Annotated in this window: 27 protein-coding genes; 5 read left to right on the top strand and 22 right to left on the bottom strand. The window is 67.4% G+C overall.

All coding sequences use genetic code 11. The annotated features are described in order from the left end of the window. Window positions 1-60 precede the first annotated feature (60 nt). From pulA to LKO27_RS05555, 6 genes are all read right to left on the bottom strand, one after another. The gene (gene pulA, locus LKO27_RS05580) at window positions 61-6291 is read right to left on the bottom strand and encodes a pullulanase-type alpha-1,6-glucosidase (RefSeq protein WP_227735979.1); all 6231 of its coding nucleotides are present in this window, start codon (window positions 6289-6291) and stop codon (window positions 61-63) included. Window positions 6292-6444: 153 nt separating this feature from the next. Next, entirely contained in the window at window positions 6445-7935 is a 1491-nt protein-coding gene (locus LKO27_RS05575) for a DUF1846 domain-containing protein (protein WP_227735976.1), read from the bottom strand. A gap of 69 nt (window positions 7936-8004) precedes the next feature. Next, complete coding sequence (locus LKO27_RS05570) at window positions 8005-8598, bottom strand: hypothetical protein (protein ID WP_227735975.1); 594 nt, start codon at window positions 8596-8598, stop codon at window positions 8005-8007. A 49-nt stretch (window positions 8599-8647) separates the two neighbouring features. Further along, on the bottom strand, window positions 8648-9316 hold the full coding sequence (locus tag LKO27_RS05565) for a DedA family protein (RefSeq protein WP_227735972.1): 669 nt from the start codon (window positions 9314-9316) through the stop codon (window positions 8648-8650). Between the two features lie 29 nt (window positions 9317-9345). Beyond that, window positions 9346-9879, bottom strand: a complete 534-nt coding sequence (locus LKO27_RS05560; protein ID WP_227737223.1) for a DUF488 family protein — start codon at window positions 9877-9879, stop codon at window positions 9346-9348. Window positions 9880-9881: 2 nt separating this feature from the next. Further along, window positions 9882-10607: a YggS family pyridoxal phosphate-dependent enzyme gene (locus tag LKO27_RS05555; protein ID WP_227735971.1), complete on the bottom strand. Its 726-nt coding sequence runs from the start codon at window positions 10605-10607 to the stop codon at window positions 9882-9884. A gap of 54 nt (window positions 10608-10661) precedes the next feature. On the opposite strand from LKO27_RS05555, the gene LKO27_RS05550 reads away from it, so the two are divergent. The 3 genes from LKO27_RS05550 to LKO27_RS05540 all read left to right on the top strand — a co-directional run bounded on the left by LKO27_RS05550 (window position 10662) and on the right by LKO27_RS05540 (window position 13351). Beyond that, window positions 10662-12113 carry an amidohydrolase family protein gene (locus LKO27_RS05550; protein ID WP_227735970.1) on the top strand — a complete coding sequence of 484 codons (1452 nt, stop codon included), beginning with the start codon at window positions 10662-10664 and terminating at the stop codon, window positions 12111-12113. Between the two features lie 50 nt (window positions 12114-12163). Beyond that, entirely contained in the window at window positions 12164-12481 is a 318-nt protein-coding gene (locus tag LKO27_RS05545; protein ID WP_227735968.1) for a 4a-hydroxytetrahydrobiopterin dehydratase, read from the top strand. A 150-nt stretch (window positions 12482-12631) separates the two neighbouring features. Continuing rightward, entirely contained in the window at window positions 12632-13351 is a 720-nt protein-coding gene (locus LKO27_RS05540; protein WP_227735966.1) for a DUF4870 domain-containing protein, read from the top strand. Window positions 13352-13363: 12 nt separating this feature from the next. Here the strand turns inward: LKO27_RS05540 and LKO27_RS05535 are convergent, their stop codons facing one another. Genes LKO27_RS05535 through LKO27_RS05520 form a run of 4 tightly spaced genes read right to left on the bottom strand, consistent with a single transcriptional unit; the run spans window position 13364 to window position 15224 of the window. Further along, entirely contained in the window at window positions 13364-13984 is a 621-nt protein-coding gene (locus LKO27_RS05535) for an L-threonylcarbamoyladenylate synthase (RefSeq protein ID WP_227735964.1), read from the bottom strand. A gap of 39 nt (window positions 13985-14023) precedes the next feature. Beyond that, on the bottom strand, window positions 14024-14437 hold the full coding sequence (locus LKO27_RS05530; RefSeq protein WP_227735962.1) for a hypothetical protein: 414 nt from the start codon (window positions 14435-14437) through the stop codon (window positions 14024-14026). Continuing rightward, window positions 14437-14862 carry a TadE/TadG family type IV pilus assembly protein gene (locus LKO27_RS05525; protein ID WP_227735961.1) on the bottom strand — a complete coding sequence of 142 codons (426 nt, stop codon included), beginning with the start codon at window positions 14860-14862 and terminating at the stop codon, window positions 14437-14439. Before LKO27_RS05525 ends, LKO27_RS05530 begins: the two co-directional genes overlap by 1 nt. After that, window positions 14859-15224 carry a hypothetical protein gene (locus tag LKO27_RS05520; RefSeq protein ID WP_227735959.1) on the bottom strand — a complete coding sequence of 122 codons (366 nt, stop codon included), beginning with the start codon at window positions 15222-15224 and terminating at the stop codon, window positions 14859-14861. Before LKO27_RS05520 ends, LKO27_RS05525 begins: the two co-directional genes overlap by 4 nt. 162 nt (window positions 15225-15386) lie before the next feature. Between LKO27_RS05520 and LKO27_RS05515 the strand changes: the two genes are divergently transcribed. Next, window positions 15387-16607, top strand: a complete 1221-nt coding sequence (locus LKO27_RS05515; protein ID WP_227735957.1) for a pyrophosphate--fructose-6-phosphate 1-phosphotransferase — start codon at window positions 15387-15389, stop codon at window positions 16605-16607. 113 nt (window positions 16608-16720) lie between these two features. Further along, complete coding sequence (locus LKO27_RS05510; protein WP_227735955.1) at window positions 16721-17596, top strand: CoA ester lyase; 876 nt, start codon at window positions 16721-16723, stop codon at window positions 17594-17596. Between the two features lie 4 nt (window positions 17597-17600). Here LKO27_RS05510 and LKO27_RS05505 read toward each other — a convergent pair whose 3' ends face one another. The 12 genes from LKO27_RS05505 to LKO27_RS05450 form a co-directional block, all read right to left on the bottom strand. After that, window positions 17601-18836, bottom strand: coding sequence for a YhjD/YihY/BrkB family envelope integrity protein (locus tag LKO27_RS05505; protein WP_227735953.1), 1236 nt, complete (start codon window positions 18834-18836; stop codon window positions 17601-17603). Between the two features lie 17 nt (window positions 18837-18853). Further along, on the bottom strand, window positions 18854-19687 hold the full coding sequence (locus LKO27_RS05500; RefSeq protein WP_227735951.1) for a siderophore-interacting protein: 834 nt from the start codon (window positions 19685-19687) through the stop codon (window positions 18854-18856). Window positions 19688-19760: 73 nt separating this feature from the next. Beyond that, a complete protein-coding gene (locus LKO27_RS05495) occupies window positions 19761-20342 on the bottom strand; it encodes a MerR family transcriptional regulator (RefSeq protein ID WP_370629946.1) in 582 nt (193 codons plus the stop codon). Between the two features lie 153 nt (window positions 20343-20495). Next, window positions 20496-20975: a bifunctional nuclease family protein gene (locus LKO27_RS05490; protein WP_227735948.1), complete on the bottom strand. Its 480-nt coding sequence runs from the start codon at window positions 20973-20975 to the stop codon at window positions 20496-20498. 13 nt (window positions 20976-20988) lie between these two features. After that, window positions 20989-21681, bottom strand: a complete 693-nt coding sequence (locus LKO27_RS05485) for a MerR family transcriptional regulator (protein ID WP_227735946.1) — start codon at window positions 21679-21681, stop codon at window positions 20989-20991. Next, complete coding sequence (locus LKO27_RS05480) at window positions 21681-22166, bottom strand: FHA domain-containing protein (protein WP_227735944.1); 486 nt, start codon at window positions 22164-22166, stop codon at window positions 21681-21683. The genes LKO27_RS05485 and LKO27_RS05480 overlap by 1 nt, the downstream gene beginning before the upstream one ends. A gap of 105 nt (window positions 22167-22271) precedes the next feature. Continuing rightward, window positions 22272-23093, bottom strand: coding sequence for a DUF881 domain-containing protein (locus LKO27_RS05475; protein ID WP_227735942.1), 822 nt, complete (start codon window positions 23091-23093; stop codon window positions 22272-22274). Beyond that, window positions 23086-23418 (bottom strand): small basic family protein, encoded by a 333-nt coding sequence (locus LKO27_RS05470; RefSeq protein ID WP_227735940.1) that lies wholly within the window; start codon window positions 23416-23418, stop codon window positions 23086-23088. Before LKO27_RS05470 ends, LKO27_RS05475 begins: the two co-directional genes overlap by 8 nt. A 19-nt stretch (window positions 23419-23437) precedes the next feature. Further along, window positions 23438-24208, bottom strand: a complete 771-nt coding sequence (locus LKO27_RS05465) for a DUF881 domain-containing protein (RefSeq protein WP_227735938.1) — start codon at window positions 24206-24208, stop codon at window positions 23438-23440. After that, window positions 24195-24806: a CDP-alcohol phosphatidyltransferase family protein gene (locus tag LKO27_RS05460; RefSeq protein ID WP_227735936.1), complete on the bottom strand. Its 612-nt coding sequence runs from the start codon at window positions 24804-24806 to the stop codon at window positions 24195-24197. Before LKO27_RS05460 ends, LKO27_RS05465 begins: the two co-directional genes overlap by 14 nt. Further along, on the bottom strand, window positions 24803-25876 hold the full coding sequence (locus tag LKO27_RS05455; protein WP_227735934.1) for a glycosyltransferase family 4 protein: 1074 nt from the start codon (window positions 25874-25876) through the stop codon (window positions 24803-24805). The genes LKO27_RS05460 and LKO27_RS05455 overlap by 4 nt, the downstream gene beginning before the upstream one ends. Further along, window positions 25873-26697 carry a hypothetical protein gene (locus tag LKO27_RS05450; RefSeq protein WP_227735933.1) on the bottom strand — a complete coding sequence of 275 codons (825 nt, stop codon included), beginning with the start codon at window positions 26695-26697 and terminating at the stop codon, window positions 25873-25875. The genes LKO27_RS05455 and LKO27_RS05450 overlap by 4 nt, the downstream gene beginning before the upstream one ends. Window positions 26698-26710 lie beyond the last annotated feature (13 nt).

Below are 26710 nucleotides of genomic sequence, written 5' to 3'. Positions count from 1 at the left end.
CCAGGAACGGGACAGGCCCGCGGGTTGATCCCACGGGCCTGCCTCGTCAGAAACAGTTACTCACCTGAACCGGACGATGTTGTTGAACAACCAGTTCTGGTCCCGGAAGAAGATGCGGTTGCCTGCGGAATCGATCCTCGAGGTCACGAATCCCGCCCAAACGTAGCTCCTGCAGCCATTCCTCCCGCTCACGGCGGTGTCGCACTCAGTACGCCACCGGCGACCATCCGTCGCCCTCCACTCCCCCGTGAAACCGAGCGGGTTGCTGGCCCACTGTTCCCTTTTCATCATCGGCAGGTACGTCAGGTTGTTGAAGTGCCAGCCGGTGCTCTGGACGTACTTGCTGCCGTCGAAGGCCACCTGTGTGGACCAGATGCTGGTGCGGCACCTGATCGTCTGCGAGTACGGCTCGCACTGGGTGAACCACTGCCGCCCGTTGACCCAGTGGAAACCAGGGGTGGAGTACAGGTCCCGGTGCGGGTTGTACCAGCCCGGCCTTGACGGCGTGGCGCTGGGGATCCCGGTCGGACGCTGGGTCGGCGTGGCGCTGGGGATCGGCGACGGGCGCCTGTCGACCCCGTCCACCAACAGCGCAGCCGTGCGGGCGGGGATCGTCAACTCGCCGCTGGCGGTGACCCACCTCGTCGCCTTGACGACGTCGTCGTGGCCGTCGGCCTGGACGTCGCTGAGCTCATACCCGCGGCCGGCCAACTCGGGCACCGGCACGGTGATCTGCTCGGGTGTGGCGTTGATCGCCACCAGGACGCCGTCGAGTTCGGAATCGACGTCGACGTCGTACTCGCCAGCCCGGTCATCGACTGCCAGCAGCAACAGACCTGGCACGGACTCATCGCCCGCGCCGGGGAAACTGACCCGTTCGTGGATGAGATCGGCTGTCCCCAGCGTGAGCAGTGGCGTCGACTTGCGCAGGCGCAGCAGGTCGAGCGACTGCGCAAACGCCTCCTCCATGTCGGCCTGCCCCGGCTTCAGGGCCGGGTCTGCCAGCAGCGGCTCCATGATCGGCCACTTCGCCTCGTTGTCGGCCGCCATGGGCAGTCCGGTTCCGAACACGTTGGACTCCAGCGTGAAGTCCAGCGCGTTGAAGTGGTCTCCGGAGTTGTAGGAGTTCCGGTCCAGCGACTTCGAGCGCAGGACCTCGGTGCCGGCGTGCCAGAACGACGGCGACTGTCCCAGCGCCACCGTGGCAAGGGCCACCGTGTTCATGCGGATCCTCTCGGCCATCGGGGTGTCCACGGGCAACTTGAACACGTTCGAGTCGAACAGCGTCTCGTTGTCGTGGGCGTCGACGTAGTTGACCGACTCGGTCGGCTCGGTCGCGTACGCAGCGGGCTGGCCGTTGTAGTCCAGCTGGTCGCCACGCTTGAGCGTGCCGTCGGCTGCCTCGAAGGTGAAGTCCACGAGGTTGCCGGCCATCCCGATGCGGATGAGGTCCTGGCTGTGCCGCAGCCTGGCCAACTGCTCCTCCGGAGTCCCAACGGCAACGGCGTTCGGATCCGTGTACAGACCGGATCCGAAGCCCTGGTTGATGCGGTGGTCCTCGTCGAAGGGTCCCCCGCCCCGGACGGCGTCGCGGAGCCGGTCGTTGAAGGCACCGATGCCGGTGCCGTCGAGCTGGCCCTGCGTGGCCTGGTAGAACTGGGCGTTGTTCGCGACCTCGCCGAAGTTCCAGCCCTCGCCGTAGAGGTAGATGGCCGAGCCATCCACGCCGTCCTCGGCAAGCGTCAGCTCATCGAGGGCGGCCCGCACCGCCTCCATGTTCTCGCGGGAATGGTGACCCATCAGATCGAAGCGGAAGCCGTCGACCTTGTAGTCCCTGGCCCACGTCACCACCGAGTCCACCATCAGCTTCTCGGCCACCTCGTGCTCCGTGGCGACGTTCTGGCAGCAGGTCGAGGTCTCCACCGTCCCGGAGGGTGAAAGCCGGTGGTAGTACCCGGGAACCACCTTGTCCAGCACCGACTTCTCGCCCTGTCCGGAAGCGGCTGTGTGGTTGTAGACCTCGTCGAGGACGACCTGCAGCCCGGTGGCGTGCAGCGCCCCGACCATCTCACGGAACTCGAAGCTCCGGGCACCGCCCACCTGGTTGCCCTCAGTGGCGTAGGAGCCCTCGGGAGTCGTGTAATGGAACGGGTCATAGCCCCAGTTGAAGCCGTCCTCGTCAGCGACGGCGGAGACCGCGGCCTGCTGCTCGGAGGAGGCGGGACCCGCGTCGGGAATCACCGGATCCACCTGCAGGTCATGATCCTCCTCGATCGTGGCGATGTCGAAGGTCGGCAGCAGGTGCACGGTGTCCATGCCCGCGTCGGCGAGCTGTGCCAAGTGCTGCATGCCGTTGGAGTCCGCGCGGGTGAAGGCCTTGTACGTCCCCCGTTCCGCCTCCGGCACTGACTCGTCGGCGATTGAGAAGTCCCGCACATGCAACTCCCAGATGGTGCGAGAGGCATCGTTGCGCACCTCGGGCGAGGGCACCTCGGCCCACTGGTCCGGAGCAAGGTCGGGGTCGGCCAGGTCCACCAGCACCGAACGCTCGGAGTTGAGAGTCAGTCCCAGCGAGTACGGGTCGGTCACCCGGTTGGTGACCACTGCGTCCTCGGAGGCGACGTAGACGTCGATCGCCCAGAGGTACTGCGAGTCCTGCCAGTCGGCCTCCCCGCTCACCGACCACGTGCCGTCGTCGGCCGCCGTGGCAGGCACCTCAACGGGGTCGCCGGACCCATCGGCCGGCCAACGCAACAGCGAGACGTCGTTGGCCGTCGGCGCCCAGACGCGCAGCGTCGGCACGCCCGCATTCCAGACCGGACCCAGTTCGACGTCGGCCAGGTCATCGGCGTACAGCGTGTCGAGGACCCACGGGATCTGAACCCCGGTGGCCGCACGCGGGACGTCACCCTCGCTCGCGCTGACCACGAGCTCGTGGCCGACGACCTGCTCGGCCAGCGCCGCGTCGACGGTGAGGGCCACGTAGTTGGCCAGGTGCGGGTGCTCCTGGACCAGGGCGGCAGGAAGGTCGCCCCCGAAGGTCAGGGTGACGGCCTCTCCCCCGGCGACGCCGTCGGTCACCTCCACGGCGCCGGTCGGGTCATGGTGGAGCCGCCAGGTCAGGGACGCCAGGTCCCCGGTGATGAGCGACTTCGGCCAGGCGATCACCGTGGGCGTCAGCCACTGGGCCCAGGCCTGGCCTACGCCGGCCAGCGGTGGGTTTGCGACCTCGATCGTGAGGACGTGGGTGGTCTCGTCGTAGATGACCGTGACCACCTCGCCCGCGTTGGTGCTGAAGGTGTAGTTGGCGCCGTCCCGCACGCCTCCGACGCCGTAGTTCTCCGCCCACGAACCGCCGACGGCGGCCTTGATCTCGTAGCTGCCGGCCGGGAGGTCGTCGGTGGAGAACACCCAGGTGCCGTCGCCCAAGGGGCGCATGGCGGTGGCGAGGCACTCCGGCTGCCAGTCACCCGGGCAACCCAGGGCCGCCTGCCAGGATCCGGGGAGGGTCACCATGCCGCTGGTGTGGACCACCCAGGAAAGCTTGCTTTCCGGGTCGTGGAAGAAGCGCAGCGTAGTGCCGTCGGAGGTGTAGGTCAGGTTCGGGCCGCCGGGCACGCCGTCGGCGCCGTAGTTCTCGTCCCAGCTGCCGTTGTAGGCCACCTTCCACTCGTAGGTGCCCGCAGGGACGGTGAACACCCCGGTGTAGAGCCCGGAGTTCTCATCAAGGGTCAGTGCAGCCTCCTGGCAGTCGGGCTGCCAGTCGCCGGTGCAGCCCATGGCCGCGTTGTGGCTTCCAGGAATGGTGACCAGCAGCCCGCCCGGGGGCTCCTCGCCGTCGGCGGTGGGGACCAGGGAGAGGTCCTGACCCACCCAGACGAGCGCGGAGTCGCCGCCGGCCACCCCGTCGGCGTCGGTCAGCACGCTGCGGACCTCCAGCGGGGTGCCCAGAGCATGGGCAGAGAAGTCGGCGTAGACCCGAGGGGTGTCATCCTCGGCGATCCCGATGGTGTTGAACTGCGCGCCCGACTCGTAGGTGCGGTACGCGAATGTGGTCTCCGCCCAGCGATCTGCGGGCACCGTGGCGGTGAGCGGAACGAGGTTTCCGGAGACCGGGGAACCATTGGCCAGGTCCAGTTCGACCTCACCGGTCCCGGCCGGCACCGGCGTCCCGGCCTTGAGCACGACAGCCGACAGCGCCGGGACGCCCAGGGTGACCAGGCCGTCGGCGTCGGCGGTGACAGCCGAGCCGCCGCCGTATACCGGGGTGTAGGTGGCTCCAGGCGTGAGCGTGGTGAACTCTGCACTCGCGTCGGAGGTCGCGTTGTTGAGCGCGACGAGGTACTCGGTCTTCTCACCCGCTTCGACTCTCGAGAACGCGTAGATCCCGGCGCCGTCGCTGGCGTGGAGTTCGTACTGCGCGCCGTCGGCGAGGGCAGGGTTGTCCTGGCGCAGCTGGGCGAGGGCGGCGATGGCGTCGTAGAGCACGACGTCGGTCCCGTAATGGTCCTGGGACCCGAGCGTGCTGCCGTCCAAGAGGGGCTGGTTCTGGTAGGACTCCACCTGGCTGGCGAACAGCGACTGACGCGCCGCCTTGTCCCCGCCGGTGCCCGCAAAGCCCTGCTCGTCGCCGTAGTAGACGACCGGTTGCCCGCGCGTGAGGTACATGAGTTCATGCGCAAGCACGGAGCGGTCCTGCGCCTGTCCCGAACCGCTCACGAAGAAGCCGATGCGTCCCATGTCGTGGTTGCCGAGGAACGTGGGCAGGGCTGCGGCCGAGGAGTCGTCGGTCAGGTAGAGGTCATCACCGGAGAAGAGCGCGGACAGGCCCCTGGTGGTGAAACCCTTGGCGAAGTTCGCGGCCGAGGACTGGAACGCGAAGTCCAAGGTGGCGTCCATCTCGGTCCCACGGACGTACGGTGCGAGCAACTCGGGATCGGCGTCGTAGACCTCGCCGAACATGAAGAAGTCGGGATTGGTCGCGTCGGCGTGGTCTGAAATGGCAGCCGTCCACTCCTCCCAGAACTCGAAATTGACGTGCTTGACGGTGTCGATGCGGAAGCCGTCGATGCCAAGGTCCATCCAGGTCTTGTAGATGTCGATCATGGCGGCCACGACGTCGGGGTGCTCTGTCATCAGGTCGTCGAGACCGACGAAGTCGCCGAGCGTGACGGACTCCCCCGTCCAGGTCGAGTCGCCGCGGTTGTGGTAGAGCGTCACGTCGTTCAGCGACGCCGGGGTGATGTCAGCGCCTTCCCTGCGGATCGGCGTGTACGGGAAGGACACCTCCGGGTCGAGCTCAGGCCAGTCGGAGGTGCCGGCCAACGCGGCGATGTCGATGACGTTGCCGGCGGCGTCGCGGTAGGGCGAGGTGGCAGTATCCACGTAGCTGTACTGGTTCTCGGCGTAGGCGATGGCGTCGGCGGTGTGGTTGGTGATGATGTCGAAGTACACCTTCATGCCGCGGGCGTGCGCCGCTTCGATGAGCTGTGCCAATTCCTCGTTTGTGCCAAGGTGCGGGTCGATCGTGGTGAAGTCGGTGATCCAGTAGCCGTGGTAGCCGGCGGAGGCGTTCTCACCGGTGCCCTGCACGGGACGGTTCATGAACGACGGGGTGAGCCAGATCGCCGTGGTGCCGAGCCCCTCGATGTAGTCCAGTTGCTGCATCAGTCCCGCGATGTCGCCACCGTTGTAGAAGCCCTCGTTGGTCGGGTCGAAGCCGTGGGCCAGGGCATCACCGGCGATCCCGGCGGTGTCGTTCCCAGTGTCGCCGTTGGCGAAGCGGTCGGTCATCACGAAGTAGAAGTTCTCCACCTCGGCGTTCCGGACGGCGGGCTGCGCGATCGTGGCGTCCTCGGCGACGTCGGCGCCCGAGGCAAGGGTGGCCGCCGTGACCCCGACCCGGTTGGTGCTGGAGTCGAAGGAGAAGGTGAGGTCCATCTCGACCGGAAGATTGATCACGGCGTCCTGGCCAGGGTCGTTGTTGGCGCCGAACGCCTGGTTCCAGGCCGGATCGAGGACCACCTTGAACTTCTGCTCCCCGGCCGGCACCGTGAACGTCGCGGAGAAGATGCCACTCCCGGCGGCCGTCTCCAGCAGTTCGGTGTCGCGGCAGTCCGCCTGCCAGTCCCCCGAGCAGCCGAGCTCGGACTGGAAGGTGCCCGCGACGATGGGGTCCCCCTCCGCTGCGACGGCGGGGTTGAGCGCTCCGGGCGAGGCCAAGCCCGCCACCACGAGGGGAAGGGCCGCGATCAGCGCAAGCGACCGCCGGGATCGGTTTTTGAGTGGCACTTGAAGACTCCTTCGTCCAGGACGCACGACTGTGCCCAGATAGTAAGCAGAATCTTCGGGCGCATGGGAAGTTTCCAAGAACCCGGAAAATGTTGCGGTAAAATTGCAACATTCTATCCCGGGAATAGAAGGAAGCCGGTTGGCGCTTGGTGGTCAGCTCTTCCGGTAGAGCTTCTTGGTCTGGTACTCGGGCTCGCTCGTGACGTGGACGCCAAGGTTGCGGAAGATCCCCTCGTCGACCGGGCCCAGGATCACGCTCGAGTGGACGTCGCAACCACGCAACTGCTGCAGTTCGTCCAGGGCACGACGTGCGTATTCGTCGGAATTCGCGCTCACGGACAACGCGATCAGCACCTCGTCGGTGTGCAACCGAGGGTTGTGGCTGCCCAGGTGGTCGGTCTTCAGCCGCTGGATGGGCTCGATCAACTCCGGCGCCAGCAGTGTCACGGAGTCGTCGATGCCGGCGAGGACCTTCAGCGCGTTGAGGAGCATGGCCGAGCACGCTCCGAGGAGCGCTGAGGTCTTTCCGGTGACGAGCTGTCCGTCGGGCAGTTCGATGCCGGCTGCGGGTGCCTTGGTCCGGGCCGCGAGGTCAAGGGTGGGCAGCACCACCGGCCGGTCCTCCTTGGTGATGGCCAAGGTGTTCATCAAGAGGCCGATCCGGTCCGAGACGGCTGGATCCAGTTCCTCGCGCTTCTCGTGGACCAGCGCCTTGTAGTAGCGCCGGATCACCTCCTGGGAGGATGCCGCGCGGCACACGTCGTCGTCCGAGATGCAGTGCCCGGCCATGTTGACGCCCATGTCCGTCGGCGATTTGTACGGGGAGTCACCCAGCAGCCGCTCGAACAGCATGTTGAGAACGGGGAAGACCTCGACGTCCCGGTTGTAGTTGACCACCTGCTCGCCGTAGGCCGACAGGTGGAACGGGTCGATCATGTTGACGTCGTCCAGGTCCGCCGTCGCGGCCTCATAGGCGACGTTGACCGGGTGGTCCAGAGGGAGGTTCCAGATCGGGAAAGTCTCGTACTTCGCGTACCCGGACCGGATGCCGCGGAGATGGTCGTGGTAGAGCTGCGAGAGGCAGGTGGCCATCTTGCCGCTGCCCGGGCCGGGAGCGGTGACCACCACGAGGTCGCGGCTGGTCTCGATGTAGTCGTTGCGGCCGTAGCCCTGCTCGCTGATGATGAGCGGGACGTCGTTGGGGTAGCCCTTGATCGGGTAATGCCGGTAGACCTTGATCCCGAGACGTTCAAGTTTGCGCTTGAAGGCCCTGGCGAGGCGATTGTCCTCGGTCACGTGTGAGATCACCACGGAGCCGACGTAGAGCCCGTAGGAGCGGAACACGTCGATGTGGCGCAGCACGTCTGCCTCGTAGGGAATGCCGAGGTCCCCTCGATGCTTGTTCCTGGCCAGGTCGAGCGCACTGATGACTATCAGGATCTCGACCTCGTCGGCCAACTGCTCAAGCATGAGGACCTTGTTGTCCGGGGTGAATCCAGGCAGGACCCGGGAAGCGTGGTTGTCGTCGAAGAGCTTCCCGCCGAACTCGAGGTAGAGCTTGCCACCGAACTGCCTGCGTCGCTGGTCGATGTGCTGGGACTGCAACGCCAGGTACTTGTCTCGGTCGAAGCCGGTTTTCCTCATTCGCTCCCTTTCCGCCGCTGGGATACTACCCGTGCCAGCGACGGATGCCCCGCCAGGGGCCTGGGTGGGTCAGCCGAACGCGACCATGGCCGGCCACATGGCCACGGTCAGCGTGATCAGGGCGAGGACCGGCGCCAGCACCCCGAGGACGATGCCCATGATCCCGAAGCCGCGGCCACGTCGCGTCGCGGTGGCGACGATGCTCATGATCCAACCGACGAGGCCTCCGACCACTGCCAACGACGCGATGAGCCACTGCCCGCTCGCCTGGTTCGCGAACTCCTGGAAGCGCGGGTCCCTGGCGAGTTCCTCGCTGTTGATCGCCGTTGGATCCTGGCCGATGGCTAGGAACAGGTCACTGAGCGCCTGCCCGAGGAGCCAGGAACAGATGAGCAGGGCGACGGCAGCGACGATGACGATGACCAGACCGACCACGCCCAGCGTGCCGGAACGCTCGACAGGGGCCTCGTCGTAGAGGCCGTTGGGTCCGTAGGCGCCGTAGGGCGCCTGTCCTGGGTACTGGGCCGGTTGTCCGTAGGGAGCCTGCTGGGGGTAAGTGGGCTGCTGGCCGTACTGAGTCGGCTGGCCGTAGGGACTCGGCTGCCCGTAGGGGTTCTGCTGCCCGTAGGGGGCGCCCGGCTGGTTGTGCGGGTTGTCGCTCATCTAGAAATCTCCCATTCGAAGCCTGCCAACATGGTGGCACGGCCGCTGGTCACTTGAGCGGACCGGGGTCCGTGTCGCTCTCGCTCGTCCGGTTCGCGGAAGCTTCCAGGGTGCGCCGTTTCAGGTTGCGCCGAACGCGGGCGACCACGAACCACAGCACCAGCAGAGCGATGATCACATAGATGGCATTGGACAGCAGGTCCGTGTATGGCTCGATGACGTGCCAGTTGTCACCCAGGACGTAACCGAACGAGACGAAGATGGTGTTCCAGATGGCGGAGCCGGCGGTGGTGAGGCCGGTGAACTTCCAGATCGGCATCCTGTAGACCCCGGCCGGGATCGAGATCAGCGAGCGGATCCCGGGGACCATCCGGCCGAAGAAGATTCCGGCGGTGCCGTGCTTTGCGAACCAGGCCACCGACTTGTCGAAGTCCTCGACCTCGAGCAGCGGGAGTTTGTCGCACAGCCACCGTACGCGGGCACCACCAAGTCCGTAGCCGAGCCCGTAGAGCAACCACGCCCCGGTGACCGAGCCGACGATGGTCCACGCCAGGATCACCCAGTAGTTGTGGACGCCCTGTCCCGCGGTCACTCCGGCCAGCGGCAGGATGACCTCGGACGGAATCGGCGGGAACACGTTCTCAAGGAACAGCAGCAGCGCGACGCCCGGGCCTCCGAGCAGCGCCATGACCTCCACAGCCCAGTCAACAATGTTCATCAAGTTCCTCCCGAGGGTTCCGCGCCATCCTATGGCGTGGTGCCATCCCCGCCCGCCGGCCCCGGATAGGTGAGGCGCGCGCCCTCGACGACGGCGAACTCCCGCAGGCTGGCGGGCACGAGCCTGCCATCGGGCATGATGTGCGACACGTCGTGTCCTCGGACCAGCATGGCTTCGGCCACCATCGAGCGGTGGCAGCGCCACCAGACCGCCTCCGCACACATGATGGCCACCGTGTGTTCCGACGTGCGGTGCTCCAGTTCGGCAAGCGCCTCACCGAACTCCGCACTGGCCATGTGGTCCGCGTAGCCCTGGAAGGACTTGTTGCGCCAGGCGGTGTTCACCGAGTCGGCCCGGACCTTCCGCAGCCCACCCAGGCCCTTCAGGTACTCGTGTCCGATTCCGTGCTTCGCCAGCGACTCGGGCAGGGCGTCCAGGTTGTACTGGGGATTGGTCCTCGAACGCGGCACGGTGCGGATGTCGACGAGGTGGTCGACACCGTGCATCCTCAGGAGCCCGACGAACTCGTCGAGGGGATGGGTGGAATGCCCGATGGTGAACATGGTCACGTGGCCGCTCCCGGCCAGTAGTCGTCAGGGTTCAATCGGGCCCCGAAGATCGCCTGACCGACCCGGACGCACGTGGCCCCGTGCGCGATCGCCAGCTCGAAGTCCCCCGACATGCCCATGGACAGTTCGCCCCAGCCACCCCCGTCGGCGTCCCGCAGGTTGCGCTGGACCTCGCGCATCACCTGGAAGCAGTGCGCAACCCGCACCGCGTCGTCGCTGAAGACAGCCAGCGTCATCAATCCCCTCACGTCGAGGGCGTCGAAGGCCGACAGTTGCCGCGTGAACGACAGCACTTCCTCCGGCGGCAGCCCGAACTTCTGGTCCTCCCCCGAAGAGTTGACCTGCACCAGGACCTCCAGGCGACGCCCCTCGGCGTGCAGCCGCTTGTCGAGTTCGGCAGCCTGTTTCACTGACGCCAACGCCTGGAACTCGGAGGCGAACCTGGCGACGAAACGGGCCTTGTTCGTCTGGAGATGGCCGATGATGGCCCACTCGATGTCCGCGACGTCGCGGAGTTCCTCCCACTTGGCCTGCGCCTCCTGGACCTTGTTCTCGCCGAAGCGGCGGTAGCCACAGTCATGGGCCTCCAGCACGTCGGCAGGCGACTTGGTCTTGGTGACCGGCAGCAGCCGAATGTCTGCGACGTCCCGCCCCGCAGCTGCCGCGGCCGCTGCGATCCGGGCCTGGACGGCGGCGAGATTGGCGGCGATCTGACTGGTCATGGATCATGACTACACCAATCGGCAACGCAATTCGACAAGGTGAGGAGCCCCCCAGTGCTGATCAGTCGTGTCAGGCTCCTGCCAGAACTCGCCCGGATGACCGGCGTCGACACCTCGGCAGCGCCGGGACTGGCCGACGTCGAGGTGACCCACGCCACCATCTCGGGAGTTCGCCCCAGCCACGGGCCGGGTGGGGACGTCGATGCCGAGGGCGCCACCCTTCTCCCGGGACTGTGGGACCACCACACCCACTTCGGGACCCATTCCCTGATCTCAGGATGTCTGGGCCTGTCGGGCGACGACTCCCCCGAACAGATCGCGGAGCAGTTGCGGCGCCACCTCGTCACCGCTCCTCCTGGTGATCCCGTCCTGGGCTTCGGGTTCCGTTCAGGACACTGGCCGTCGCCGCCCACGGCGGGGATGTTGGATGCGCTCTCCCCTGCCCCGATCGCACTGATCGCGGCCGACATGCACTCGGTGTGGCTGAGCAGTTCCGCCCTCGCGGCCGCGGGGCTCGGTGGGCGCACGACCGCGGGGTTCCTCGTCGAGGACGACGCCTTCACGGCGATCTCGAACCTGATGGATTCCCAATCCCAACTGCTGGACCGTGCCGTCGCGAGGGCTTCCAGGACGGCCGCCTCCCGTGGCGTAGTGGGGATCGTCGACATGGAAATGCGGTGGGCGGTCGGGTCGTGGGCCCGTCGAGCCGCTGCCGGTCCAATCGGCCTGCGCGTGGAGGCGGCGACCTATCCGCAGGATCTGGAGCGACTCATCTCCGAGGGCCTTCGCAGCGGCGACCCGCTCGGTGGCCTGGCCAGCGTTGGGCCGCTGAAGGTCATCTTCGACGGTTCCATGAACTCCCGCACGGCGTTGTCCATGGAGCCCTACGCGCATCCGCTGCCCGAGCTACCCCACGGGACGACGAACTTCACCCCCGAGGAGCTGTGCGAACTGCTCTCCCGGGCCCGCTCGAACGGCATCTCGGCTGCGGTCCACGCCATCGGTGACGAGGCCTGCCGGCTGGTCCTCGACGCGTTCGCGGCCACCGGCGCGACGGGGACGGTGGAGCACGCTCAACTGGTCGCGCCCGCCGACGTCGCACGCTTCCGGGAGCGGGGGGTCGCCGCCAGCGTGCAGCCCTCGCACCTGCTCGACGACCAGCGGCTGGTCTCACAGATCTGGCCCGGAGCAGGATCGAACCTGTTCCCCCTGCGAGCGCTGCTGGACGCGGGTGCCGAACTGCGCTTCGGTTCCGACGCGCCGGTCGCTCCGCTCGACCCCTGGCTCTCGATGGACGCGGCCGTGAACCGGACGCATCATCCCGACCAGGCCATCACCCCGCTGGAGGCGATCACGGCAAGCGTGCGGACGCGGATCGCAAAGGGGCAGCCCGCAGATCTCACTTTGGTGCCCAGCTCACCCGAGGCGCTCCTGGCTGGCGAGTTCACCGTCGCCGAGACACTCGCAACCATGGTCGCCGGGGAGTGGACCCACTCATCGATGTGAAGTCCGCATGAATCCCGGCTGTCGTAGCCAAACCGACGCAGAATGGACCCATGACCAAGCTCTCGCAGCAAGACATCTCCGAGGCGAACCTGCCGGACTGGCGCCACGCCGAGGGCGAGTTGCACGCTCGCTACCAAACCGGTGACTTCGCCAACGGACTCGCCTTCGTCAACGCCGTCGGCGAGGTGGCGGAAGAAGCCAACCACCACCCCGACGTGCTGCTCAGCTACGACCACGTCGAGCTCCACCTGATGAGCCACGACGTCGGTGCCCTCACCGAACGCGACGTCCAGCTCGCCCGGCGCATCAGCGGAATCGCCCAGACGCGTGGCATCGCTGCGGAGCCGGAGGCGGAACAGGGCCATTGAGCCACTCCGATCGTTCCCGCTGATCGCTCGCAACGGAGCGCCAGGTTCGTCGCGCTGTTGCCCATTCGAGGGCCTACGCTGGAGGGGTTGGCCAGGATCGCCTTGCCCCGCGCCCCGCGTAACTGGCACACCAGCACACAAGGAGCAGCAGTGACCGAACACGACAATCCTGGGCACAGTGGCCGCAACGACGACGCATGGGACCCCTACAAGGCCTTCGATGACGCCATGGCGGAGGGCCAGCCGTCCGACGACACCGTCGAGGAGGAGGCGGAGGAGTTGGGATTCATGTCCGACGACCATGACTCCGCCCCCAACCAGCCCTCGCTGGGTGGCGACCCGCATACCGTGGCCGCGGCAAATCCCCAGGGGCACCCTTCGGCCGACCCCTACGCTCCGCCATCAGCCGCCCAGTACGCTCCGCCTCCAGCCGACCCCTACGGCCAGCACGCCTACGGGCAGCAGTCCGGTCAGTACCTCCAGAGTGGGTACGGAGCGCCAGCCGCCTACGGTGCGGGTCAGCTGAACCCGGCCTGGACCCAGGGCCCCACCGAAGCCGGGGCCAGCACGGTGACGCTGAACTACTGGCTGAGCGTGTTCTTCTCCTGGATCCCCGCACTGATCTTCTACCTGAGCGAGAAGGACAAGAACGCGTTGGTGGCGGACCACGTGAAGGAGAACATGAACTTCCAGCTGACCCGGGTCATCGCCGGCCTGGTGGCCACGATCCCCGTCGTGGGGTGGATAGTGGGCGGCATCGCGAGCCTGGTGCTGTTCGTGTTCGCCGTGATGGGTGCCGTCCAGGGCCCGCAGGCCTACCGGTCAGGGCGGGCCTATCGCTTCCCCTTCTCTCTGCGGATCATCAACTGACCTGGTGGACGCTTACTCGAAGGGGGCCGGGTCGCCTGCGCCTACCCGCACGATCTCGGGAACCTCGCCGGTGAAGTCCACCACGGTGGTCGGTTCCACACCGCAGTCCCCGGAGTCGAGGACCGCGTCCACTTCGTGATCCAGCAACTCCTTGACCGTCCAGCCGTCCACCGGCGGATCCTCCTGCCCCGGCAGCAGCAGCGTCGAGGACATCAGCGGCGCCCCCAAGGTCTCCAGCAGTGACAAGGTGGTCCGGTGGTCCGGGATCCGCACTCCCACCGACCTCTTCTTGGGATGCTGCATCATCTTGGGCACCTCCTTGGTGGCGTGCAGGATGAAGGTGTAGCGGCCCGGGGTCGCCGCTTTGACGGCGCGGAAGACCCGGTTGTCCATGTCGACGTAGGGCCCCAGTTTCGCGAACTCGTCCACGACGAGCGTGAAATGGTGCTTGTCGTCCAGCTTGCGGATCCGACGGATTCGCTGAAGTCCCTCTGCGTTTCCGAGCAGGCAGCCCAGCGCGTAGCAGGAGTCCGTCGGATAGGCGACCAGGCCGCCGTCTTCCAGGATGCTGCTCACCTGGGCCAGCGACCTGGGCTGCGGGTTGTCAGGGTGAACGTCGTAGTACTGAGCCATTTCGAAAGCCTACGCGCCCGCGGGGCCGAACGTTGCGGCTCAGCGCTCCTCGCCTCGGATCACGGTGGTAACGCCAGCGGCGGCCTCGCCTCTGACCGGTAGGGAGTCGACGCCCAGCATCCCCAGGAACAGCGTCCGGTAGCTGCCCGTGACGCCGACGCGGATCTCGCCCCCGGCGACGACGGCCGAGCCGTCGAAGTCCGACGCCTCAACGTAGGCCGTGGCGGCGCGTACCGCACGCGGCGTGTCGGCATACGGGCTGATGCCGGGTGTGACCACCAGGTACTGTCCGGCCGCCCTGGCCGCCTCCTGTGCCACCGCCCGAGCATCCTGTTGTGCGCCTGCATGACCGGCCAGGTCCACTCCCAGTCCGACGCACGCCACGAACGCTGGCAGGGCCAGGCTGGCCCATACGGCGATGGCACCGCGCTCCCGGTCCCCGAAGGTAGGCATCATCTGCCCCGGTAGGTGTCCACCGGGGACTGGCGGGTGGCGACGATGGTTCGCGACGACGGAAAGCCCGGGAAGGACAGCTCGCCCGGCACCGTGCAAGTGATCGTCACGGCCACCGTCGATGGTTGCCCGAGCGGCGCCTGAACCCCCGCGGCGTCGACTTGGACCGATTCGTCGCCGCACTGCAGGTCGGCGTCCTCCAGTGCGCCCACGGCCGTGCTGCGGGCCGCCGATCGAGCATCCGTCACGTTGCGCTCAAGCGACGCGGCGCGCGCGGCCTGGACCGCGGCGGCGCTCACCGCCTGGTCGGCCAGCGCCACCCGAGCCATCAGGACCACCAGGCCGACGAACAGCACCAGCGCGGGAACCAGGACGGCTGCCTCCACGGCCACAGCGCCACCGCGCTCGTTCAGGCGTCGACTCATGACTGTGTGATCCTCTCCGTCGGAACCTCGACCGTCCGCGATATGCGGGGCTCCCAGCCGGGCACCACCGAATGCGCGGTGCCCGTCACCGTGACCACCGTCAGGCGCGGACCCCGGTCCACCGTGACGCTCGGTGCCTGCAGGCCGCCGTCCGCGGCTGCCCTCCCAGCCGCATGCCTGCCCTCGCCCCCGCTGCTGCGGTGGGCAGCGGCCACCCGGGCTCCATCCTGTGCGGCGGCCAATGCGGTGGCTTCCGCCCACGAGACGAGTGCCCATTGCAGGGTCAACAGCAGGACACTGATGGCCAAGGGCAGCAGGAGTGTCACCTGGATGCCGCCGCCAAGCCCCCGCTCGTCGTGCATGAACCGAATCCTGCCAGCCGGGGAGGTCAGCCGACGGCGCGCGGCGGTGGCCTGTGGACAACTTTCCACGAGGCCGGTCCTTGGCCCTGCCCAGGTGGGCTGGACGGCTTGCAATAGGCTTGGCACGAAAGACCCTCACTTGCTTTCAAGGAAAGGACCCCCATGGTCAACAAGGTAGCCATTCTCACCGCCGGCGGTTTCGCCCCGTGCCTCTCGTCCGCCATCGGTGGACTCATCGAGCGCTACACCGAAGTTGCTCCCGAGGTGGAGATCATCGCCTACCGGCACGGTTACCAGGGCCTGCTGAAGGGTGACTACCTCGAGGTGACCGATACCGTGCGCCGCAACGCCGGACTGCTGCACAAGTTCGGCGGCTCCCCCGTGGGAAACTCCCGCGTCAAGCTCACCAACGTGAAGGACCTCGTCAAGCGCGGCCTCGTCCAGGAGGGTCAGGATCCGCTGAAGGTGGCAGCTGACAGGCTTGTGGCCGACGGCGTCGACGTCCTCCACACCATTGGCGGCGACGACACCAACACCACCGCCGCGGACCTGGCGGCCTTCCTCGCGGAGAACGACTACCCCCTCACCGTCGTCGGTCTGCCGAAGACGATCGACAACGACGTGATCCCGATCAAGCAGTCGCTCGGGGCCTGGACGGCGGCTGAGCAGGGGGCGATCTTCGCCAAGAACATCGTCGCCGAGCACAACTCCGGCTCCCGCATGCTCATCATCCACGAGGTCATGGGGCGCCACTGCGGTTGGCTCACGGCCGCCACGGCCGCCGAGTACCGCAAGTGGCTCGACACCCAGGAGTGGCTGCCGGAGATCGGCCTCAGCCGCGAGGCCTGGGACGTCCACGCGGTCTACGTACCCGAGGCCGAGATCGACATCGACCGCGAGGCCGAGCGCCTCGGCAAGGTCATGGACGAGGTCGGCAACGTCACCATCTTCCTGTCCGAGGGCGCTGGCCTCGACGCCATCGTCGCGGCCATCGAGGCCTCTGGCGAGTCCGTCCCCCGTGACCCGTTCGGTCACGTCCGGCTCGACGAGGTCAACCCCGGCAAGTGGTTCGGCGACAAGTTCGCCAAGCGACTCGGCGCCGAGAAGGTCATGGTGCAGAAGTCCGGCTACTTCTCCCGCTCCGCCGCGGCCAACGACGCCGACCTTGCCCTCATCCGGCAGTGCACCGACCTGGCCGTGGACTGTGCCCTGCGCGGCGAGCCGGGCGTCATCGGCCAGGACGAGGAGAACGGCGACAAGCTCAGCGCGATCGCCTTCGACCGTATCGCGGGCGGCAAGGCGTTCGACATCACCACGGACTGGTACCTGGAGATGGTCGATGCGATCGGGCAGGACGCGCCGAAGGCTGCAGCCGCGCACTGATCTGAACGAAAAGCGCTACGCCCGCGGTCCACGATGGACCGCGGGCGTCGTGTTTTGTCACAGCCGCCGTCCCGCGCTAGCTTGAGCCCGGACGCACATCGAGGAGGATGTCTGTGACGAACCGTAACGCTCTTGGCCCGGAGTTCGCCCGCTCGTGGCTGCTGGTCAACGGCACCCACACCAACCGCTTCCGCATCGCCGAGAAGTCCCGGGCCGACTCCAACGTCCTGGACATCGAGGACGGCGTCGCCCCCACCCGCAAGGCTGAGGCGCTGGGCAACGTGGTGGAGTGGTTGTCGACCGGGCACGAGGCGTGGGTGCGTATCAACGGTTTCGGCACCGAGTTCTGGGAGCGGGACTGTCGGGAACTCGCGGGCTGTGCGGGGCTCCAGGGCGTGATGCTCGCGATGGTCGAGTCGCCCGAGGCGATCCTGCGGACTTCCGAGTTGCTGCCGGGCACGAGAATCGTGGCCCTGGTCGAGACCGCCCGGGGCGTCCAGCAGCTCCAGGCCATCGCAGAGGCCCGCCCCACCTTCCGGCTGGGATTCGGGCTGGGCGACTACCGTCGCGACACCGGCTTCGACGACGACCCGATGATCCTGGCCTACACGCGGTCCCAGTTCACCATCGCCTCGCGCGGGGCCGGACTGCCCGGTCCCATCGACGGCCCGGCCGTCGGAGCGCTCGGGGTTGCACTGGCCGACGCCGCCGGCGTCACCGCGCAGTTCGGGATGACGGGCAAGATCTGCCTCAACCCGGAGCAGGCCCCGATCGTGAACGAGATCCTGTCCCCCTCGCAGGCGGACATCTCCTGGGCGAACTCTTTCCTGCGCGAGTTCGAAGCAGAGGGCGGGGAGATCCGGGACGGCTCGGACATCCCGCGCCTGGCGAGGGCGCGCAAGATCCTGCATCTGGCAGAGCTGTACGGAATCGAGGCCGCCGAGGGCTACACCGTGTGGAACGACCCGACTGAGGTCCACCACTCCTGAGGCATCACCGGCCGGTGATCTTCGCCACCAAGGCCGCCAGCGCGGCCCCCAGCCCGATGCCGGTCGCGGCGCCGACGCCCCAGCCGACGCCCATGCCGACCTTCACGCTGCGGGCGGCGATGTCTGGTGGCACGTCCGGTGCCGGCTCCTGCTCCGGCGGGGCCTCCGGGTCATAGTTGGCCACCCGCAGTTGCTCCAGCGGCTTGCGCGCCGCCCAGCGTTCCCTGCGCCGCTTGTCCGCCCACGACTTCGGCGTGTCGGGCTCCGGGCTGGGTAGCACTTCCTCGGAGTCGTCCTCGCCCTCCACCTCGACCTCATCCCTCCGCTTTACGCCTGCCACCTTCTCGGCGTCGTGCTTGGCCTGCTCCTGTTGCCAGGTGTCGGCGGTCCCCACCCAAGCGGCCACCATCATGATGATCGTGGCGAGGATGTTGAACATCAGCATCACGACGATGACCGGGCCGAAGATGGACGCGGCGGCGTTTCCGGAGAAGATGCCGATCACCAGACTGGCGACCTGCTGGAGGGCTGTGACCAGAACAGCTCCGGAGAAGGTGCCAACGAGCCAGGTGCGGACCTTGGTGCCCTGCCCTGGCAGGACGATGAACAGGAACGAGAACAGCAGCCAGCTGGCCGCCAGGACCAGCGCGATGGTGACGATGCGGAAGAAGACCCCGATGCCGGGCACCTGCGCTAGTCCCAGCCACTCGATCACGACGTGGGAGAAGGAACTTCCCGCCGAGGTCATACCGAATGCAACGGCCATGATCACGAGCAGCGCGAGGAAGATGAAGAAGTTCTCGATGATCTCCACCAGGAGGTTCTTCCCCACCGACGCGTCGGAGAACCGGTCCCGCCACATCACACGGAAGGCCTTCTTCAGGTTTCCGACCCAGTTGGTGCCGGAGTAGGCGGCCGTGAGCAACGCCACGAGACCGATGCCCTGCCAGTTGGCGAAGGCGTGGTCGATGACCTCCTTGATGGACTTGGCCATCGAGTTGTCGCCGAGTTCGGCGGTGATCGACTCCTGTACCAGTTCCAGCCAGTCGGGTCTCAGCACGGTGAGGGTCATGCCGAGCATCGATACCCCGAACATCAGGATGGGCACCATCGACAGCACGGAGAAGTAGGTGACCGCCGCAGCGAACTGCGGGCCGAGTCGGCGGTTGTAGCGGTCGTTGGCGGCCAAAATGTGGGCGACCGCGGGTTTCCGCAGGATCTTGTCGATGCGCTCCTTCATGCCAGCGACCCTAGCCGTCAGGGTTCCAGTATCTGTCCCACCGGCTCGCGCTTCTCGGCCTGGAACCGGTCCTCGGTGCGCCCGTAGGCCCAGTAGCCGGAGATGGAGACCTGGGAGCGCTCGAGTCCATGGGTGACGAAGAACACGTCCCGCTGCGCCTTGACCGACTCCCGCTCACCGTGGGCGAACACCTGTACGCGGCCCGGCCGCCACGAGAAGTCGGCGACGGCGTCGACGAGGACCGTGGAAGTGCCCGGCTCCGCTGCTCCCCGATGCAGCCAGTGCAGGTTCAGCCCGGGCGGTGCGGTCAGGGCGAGTTCGTCGTCGGCTCCGGTGACCTCGATGAAGGCGTCCCCGACGGCGTCAGCGGGCAGCGCCTCAAGGGCGGCGCTGATGGCAGGCAGCGCGCTCTCGTCTCCGGTGAACAGGTACCAGTCAGCGTCGGGTTCCGGCGCGTAGGCTCCCCCTGGCCCCGTGAAGCAGACGCGTTCGCCCGGTTGGGCCCGCACTGCCCATGGCCCAGCGATGCCCTCGTCACCGTGGACGACGAAGTCCAGGCAGATCCAACCTTGCTCGACGTCGACCTTGCGCACCGTGTAGGTGCGGGTCACCGGCAGTTGTCCGGGCTGAAGTTGCTCGCGCAGTCTCGCCAGGTCATACGGCGGTTCCAGGCCGAGACTCGGATCGGCGAAGAGGATCTTGACGTACTTGTCGGTGAAGTCATTGTTTCGGAACTGCGCGAAACCGCTGCCGCCGAGGTAGACCCGCACCATGTGCGGGCCGAGGCGCTCGGTCCGGAGGACTTCGAGGACCGTCTGTGGTTTGGCTGGACGGGCGTTCGGCTGGCTCACTGCGCTCCTTGGACGGCTGCGGAACCGGTCGGTCCCAATTACAACCCTAGAGCATTGCCAAATTCGCTGGGATCTAGACCGCTCGGAGGCCTCGGCGAGCCGCGAGCTCGTCACCGGCGCCGTCAGGGGCTTGCCCACCTTCGACCGTGTTCTCGGCGCGCTCGGTCGGCAGGGAACTCAGGGTTCCCTCGATCTCCTTCCAGACGCTGGAGACCGAGATCAGGAACATCCCCTGACCACCCTTGGAGAGGTCGTACAGTTCATTGGCCGAGGTGCATTCATAGACGCTGAACCCATCGCTGAGGAGCGTGATCTCCGTCAGGTCCTCGACGCCGCGAGCGCGCAGATGGTCGATCGCGACCCGGATCTGCTGGAGGGAGATCCCCACGTCCAGGAAGCGCTTGACCACGCGCAGCAGCAGGATGTCGCGGAAGGAGTAGAGGCGCTGCGTGCCCGAACCGCCGGCTTGGCGGATCTCGGGGACGACGAGTCCCGTGCGCGCCCAGTAGTCGAGCTGGCGGTAGGTGATGCCTGCGACCCGGTGAGCGACCGGCCCGCGGTAGCCGGAGTCCACCGGCAGGGGTGAGAAGTCGCCCTCGATGAGCAGATCCTGCAGCGGTGGCTGCCCACTTGCACTTCCTGCGTTCTGTGACACTGCGTTTCCCTCGCTCTGCCCGTAATGACACCGACGTAACAACGTCGATGCAATGACGCTAACCCCCGGCCGCGCCGTCGGTCAACGACACGCCCAAGACACACCGCGAACGGTGGCCCTGCACCCACAACCCTCAACCTCTGCTTCAAACCCTCAACTGTCGTCGTTCTCGAAGTCATCCGGGTTGACCGAGTCGAGGAACTCGCGGAAGCGCTCGACCTCGTCGGTGCCACCCTCGTCAACCTCCACGCCCACTTGGTCCATCAGTTGCTCGGCGCACTCGACGGACCATCCGAGGCGCAGCGCCAGGTTTATCCCGTCACTGGGACGGGCATCGAAGACGTACTCCCCAACCTCGAGGACCGCATGGAACACGCCGTCACGCATCTCGGTGATGCGCACCACACCGGGCTCTTCCTTGTCATTCAGCTCCGCGACCATCGCAGCGAGCAGGTCGTGGGTCAGCGGGCGGTGGAAGGAGTCGTCGCCGTCCAGCAGGAGAGCGATGCCAGCGGCGTCCACCGATGAGATCCAGATCGGCAGCAGCCTGGAGCCGGTCCGCTCGCGCAACAGCAGAACCGGCGAATCCTCCGGACTGGTCAGCCTTATGCCGATGACGTCGAGCTTGATCATGCCCCCAAGCCTATTACTCGTGGATCTGGCTGTGGAGCAGTGCGGCATGTGCCTGCAGCACCTGCCGGTAGACGTCGGCCAGGACGTCCTTGGGGATCCCGCTGCGACGTCGGTATGGCAGCAGGGCCTGCTCCAGCAGTGCCGCCTCCATGACCGCGGCTTGCTGGACTACGCGCAACTGTCGCGGGTCCACCCCGAAGCTGCCCAGGTTCTTGGCTGCGGCGGCGATGGCCACGGCCTCCCTGCCATACAGGCTGGAGCCCCGCCGCGGGGCGATGATCTTCAGCCGCTCCAGTTCGATCAGCGATGCCTCACCCAGACCGGATTCGGACAGGAGTTGCCGCCTGGTCACAAGCCTGCTGCCGGCGGCGGCGCGCTGGCGGGGCTGCTTTGGCGCCTCTGGCGTGTCGACGGCGGCCTCGGGTGACGCAGGGGCCTCCAGTGGGACTTCCTCCCCGCGGTCCAGCGCTTCGAGCTGTTCCCTGATCACCTTCAGTGGCAGGTAACGGTCGCGCTGGGCCCGGAGGACGAACAGCAACCGGTCCACGTCCTCGGCCCGGAACCGCCTGTAGCCGGACGGCTGGTCGCGCTCGGGTGAGACCAGCCCTTCCGATTCCAGGTAGCGCAACTTCGATACGGAGATGTCCGGGAACTCGGGGCGGAGCAACTCCAGGACCTGGCCGATGGTGCGGGGGGCACTCGGCATTAGCGCAGCCCGGGCTCGCTCAGGCTGATCGTTGCCCTGTACTTGCCGATCTGGATCTCGTCGCCCTGCTTGAGCTGGGTGCGCTCCTCCACGAGTTTGCGGTTGACATAGGTGCCGTTGAGACTGCCCAGGTCCTCGATGAAGAGGTCCCCGCCCGTACGGATGAACTTCGCGTGATGCCGGGAGACCGTGATGTCGTCGAGGAACACGTCGGACTGCGGGTGTCGCCCGACCGTTGTGACGTCGGAATCGATCAGGATCCGGGAGCTCCCGGAACCACCGCGATTGATGATCAGCAGCGCGTCGCCGCCGGAGAGTCCGCGGACCGCTTCCAGGTCATCGGCGGTCAGTTCGCCGTCGTGGTCATCCGTGATCGCCCCGAGGACGGTGGTGGTGTCCCCCATGCTGTCGTAGAGCGGCGCGCCACAATTGCTGCAGAACTTGGCTCCTGCCTGGCTGACGTTTCCGCACTGACGGCACTTCATCGTGGACTTCCTCTCGCTGGCTCCGTGAAACAGGGGCTGACGAGGGCCCGCCCTCGCTGTCCCACAACACTATCCGTGGCCTGAGCATATCCAACGCACGACCCGTCAGTTGGGAAGGGCGAACTCATTCTCCTTGGGCACCACGACCGAATCGATCTCCACGTCGTCCAGCTGTTCGATCGTCACGATCCCCTCGACGCGCGGACCCTCGATCTCGCTGACCAGGCCGCCACGGAACCGGGCTCCGGCCTCCAGCGTTGCGGGGTCCCCGATGGCGTCAATGACCACTGGGTCCTCCAGGACGGTGCCGTCTGCCACGATCCTGCCCTGGCCGTCCAGACCGAGCCAGGTCGAGGCCACCACCCTGACCGAGTCGTTGAACTCGACCACTTCGGCACCCGCGTCGCGGAGTTCCTCAAGACCGTCCAGCAGCAGCTCCGGGCTCACCTTGTTGGCGGGATCATCGATGCGCAGCCGGATGCCCTGCCCGTGCACCGGCACCGTGCCGCTGATGATCTGCAACTGGTCGAGCCGGCGCTGCGCCTCGTCCTCGGCTGCCTGGGCTCCCTCCGCGCCGCTGGCCAGGTCATCCCGGGTGCCCTGAAGCTCCCTGACCTCGGTCTCCAGCCGACGCGTCTCCGCCGAGAGGTTGTCCAGCAACTGGATCAACTCCGCCCGCCGCAGATTGGAGTAGTCCGGCTGCGCGGCCTGCGATCGAAGCGTCAGCACAACGAGCATTGCTGTCAGGGCCAGGACGACGGCCAGCACCAGCTGCCCCCGGTTGGGTCTCAGGAAGTCCATCAGGTGTTCCCGGGCACCGCGGCGTACGGGGTGGACGTCGGCAGCCGACCCGCCGTCGGCCGGGCTGGAGGGCTCGGGCGGGGCGTCGTCGGCGATGCCCCGGCGTGGTCGGGTCTCCTCAGGCATGCAGGATCTTCCGCCTTATGGCCGCCGCATTGTTGAAGATGCGGATGCCGAGCACCACCACCACGCCGGTGGACAGCTGCGAGCCGACACCGATCTGGTCGCCCACGAACACGATCAGCCCGGCGATCAGTACGTTCGAGATGAACGACACCGCGAAGACCCGGTCCGAGAACACCCCGTCGAAGTGGGCGCGCGTGGCACCGAGAATGGCGTCGATGGCCGCGACGATGGCGATTGGTAGGTAGGGCTCGAGGAACGGGGGCAGGCTGGGCTCCAGGAGCAGCCCGAGGGCCACACCCACGATGAGTCCGATCACAGCCAGCATCCGTTTCCTCCCCCTCGAATCACTTCTCGGCGAACCGCAGGATCATGCCGGGGTCCGCGGGTAGCTGCAGTTCCTCCTCGGCTTCCCGGATGCTGAATCCTACGCCGTAATTGTCGCTGATGTACTTCCACCACACCATCGCCGAAGTGCGCGCGAACCGGGCCTGGAGCGTTCCCGGGTCGCCGATGGCCTCCACCACGTAGGGCGGGTTCAGGGACACGTAGTCGACGGTGATGGCGGAGCCCGCGGAGCGGATCGGGGTCAGCGGAGTGATCCGACGCCCGTTGATGGCGATGGCTTCCGCTCCCGCCTGCCGCAGGCCGTTCACCAGCCGGGACAGATCACTGTCGAAAACCACGCCCTCCGCGCCCCCGGCGGAGGCTGCGTCGTCCACCTGCACGACGATTCCCGGCCCGCTGACAGGCACGTCACCCACCAGGGGCGCCAGGAGATCCAGCTGTGCCCGGGTGGCCGGGTCGATCACCTGTTGGTCGCTCAGGGTCTGGATCTCGGCCTCAAGTTCCCGCGACTCCTGCTCGAGTTGCGAGAGCCTGGTCTCAGCATCCGCGATGTGACCCAGCAGTTCGTCGCGCTCGGAGGCGGCGTCGGCCGACGAGCGGAAGGTGTTGGCCCCAGCCAGGGCGAGGAGGGCCGCGATGATCGCGACGGTGAGGACCAGGAGCGCGGGAGAGCGCTTCTCGCCGCGTTCGGTGGCCTCCCGGTACTCCGGTTCCAGCGCGTTGTCCTGCAGGTCGGTGAGCAGGCTCATGCTCTGGTCAGGACGAGGCATCGATGGCGTCCCTGTGTTCGCGGGTCACCTCTGCGGTCTTCCTGATGTAGAGGCCACCCGCCACCCAGTACAGGACCCCACCCACCACGGCGAACGCCCAGCCGCTCCAGAAGGCGACGTCGATCCCGTAGGACTTCTCCGAGCCGATCAGCACGAGTGGGAAGGCGAACAGCAGGAAGGCCGTCGCAGCCTTGCCCACCAGGTTGACCGGAAGGGCCAGTTTTCCGGTGGAGCGTCGGATCAACGGCACGAGCAACAACAGCGCCACGTCGCGTGCGAGGAGCACGGCCAGCAGCCACCAGGGAACGATGCCGCGCACCACCAGCGCGACGAGCGCCATGAGGATGTAGAGGCGGTCCGCGATCGGGTCGAGCCGGATGCCCAGGGGCGAGCGCTGCTTCAGCTTGCGCGCGATCAGCCCGTCGAGCCAGTCCGTGCCGCCGAAGACCACCAGCGTCACGACCGCCCACAGGTCCCGGCCGTCGATGATCAGCCAGCCGAAGAGCGGAACGCCGAGCAGCCGGATGAAGGACAACACGTTGGGAATTGTCAGCACCCGGTCGGTGTCCCACTCGGGGCCCGGCAGGTCTGCGCTCATTGCCCAAGCCTAGGCCATCGGGCAACCGCGCCGTAGACGCGGAGGACCCTCGGACCCACCTCCTCCCAGCTCCATCGCGATGCTGCCCGGTGGGCGGCCAGCGGATCGATCGGGGACCCCAGCCGTGCGCGCAGGACGCGAGCCGCATCCCGGGGTTCGCCCGTTGAGAACTGCGCCCCGACGCCCGCCTCGGACAGCACCCGGCGGAACGCCGGCAGGTCGCTGGCCACGACGTCGCAACCGGCGGCGAGCGCCTCGATCAGCACCAGCCCGAAGCTCTCTCCCCCGAGGTTGGGCGCCACGAGCACGTCGATGGAGCCCAGGAACTCGGCTCGCTGACTGTTAGTCAGCGCCCCTGCCATCCGCACGTCGCCCGGTTGCGCGGCCCCGGGGCCGGCGGCGACGAACTCGGCGTCGATCCCCTCGGATGCAGCGCGGTCCGCAAGGCCACGGAAGACCTCGAAGCCCTTACGCGGCTCGTCGATGCGACCGAGGAACCCGACGCGTGGCCGGGAGCCCCCGCGAGGACCGTTCCGGGGCGGTGGCGCGGGCGGCAGGTCGATCCCGTTCGGGATGATCTCCGGCACGGAACCGGTGACACTCCGAGCGGTTCGGGCCGCCGCTTCGGAGACGGCGATGACCTCGCGGCGTCCCAGCCGACTGGCTCGGATGCGCAGCGCGGCCGCGACCGGAGGGGACACCCCGAAGCTGGCGTGATGGGTGACCACCAACGGGCCCGCCACACGAGCGGCCGCGAACGCCGCTCCGGGCGTGAGGGGCTCGTGGACGTGGACCACGTCGGCATCCGCGCACGCGCCGACGGCCCGCCGTGCCTGCCAGGGGCGCACCGCGAGGTTGGCCACCGAGCCGTTGAACGCCAGCCCCAGCGTCGGGCCCAGCAGTTCGACGGCGACGCCCCCGGGAACCTCCGGGGCGGTGGAGCCGGGGGCGACCACCGTCGGTGCATGGCCGGCGCGGGCCAGCCAGCCTGCAAGGCCGAGGACGTGGTTGCCAACTCCGCCCGGCACGTCCAGGGAGTACGGGCAGACCAGCACCACGCGCAGGTTCATCTCCGCGTGAGCGGTTGCAGCATGAGCCAGCTGGTGGGAGCGGCGTCGACGCCCTCGGCGAAGGCGGCCACGACGTCGGTCATCGTCTCCCTCGGGGACTCGACGTCGATCCGCTCCGAGACCCGCATCTCGACGCTGTCTCCCCGGAAGATCGTGACCACCGCCCGCAGGTCCGCTCCCGTCTGGGCGGCCAGTAGGGCAGGCCCGGGCGGGACGCTGACCACGAGCGGGTGGTCGTCGGTGGGCCAGGGGACCTCGATCCCGCGGCGCGAGAGATCCCGGTCGCTGAGCAGGCACACCATCCTGCCGGCGCGGACGTCCTGGGCGAGCTTGGCCATCAATCCGGGTTCTCCTGCGGGATAGATGTCCATCCCCATGCCCTCCCGCGCTTGCCGGAACTTCTCGTAGAGCCCGGCCGGCAGCCGTTCGGCCACGCTCACCACCTTGATCCCCATGCGGGCGCACCAGGCGCCGGCGAAGTCCCAGCTGCCCATGTGGGGCAGCGCGATCACCAGTCCGGGCCCGGCCAGGGACTCGCGGAGACGCTTCAGGTGGTGTTCGGAGATGATGCCCCGGGAGAGGACGTCCTCGTCGCTCCAGTGCGCCAGCGACAACGACATCAGGTTGTTGCGCAACCAGGATTCGACGAGCCCGCGACGTTCGCGCATCGTCGGTGGGCGACCCATGACGCTGCGGAAGTTCGCGTCCCACTGCCGCAGGCCACCGATGGGGAGTCGGTGCAGCAGCAGCCCGCCGACGACACTGATGGAGTCGCGCAGCCAGTGCGGCACGCGACGACCCACGGCCCAGATGACATTCACAAGGACCCGCCTC

The organism is Tessaracoccus sp. OS52 (assembly GCF_020687685.1).
In the GTDB taxonomy this organism is placed as follows: Bacteria; Actinomycetota; Actinomycetes; order Propionibacteriales; family Propionibacteriaceae; genus Arachnia.
This window is presented reverse-complemented; position numbering and strand designations above follow the sequence as displayed.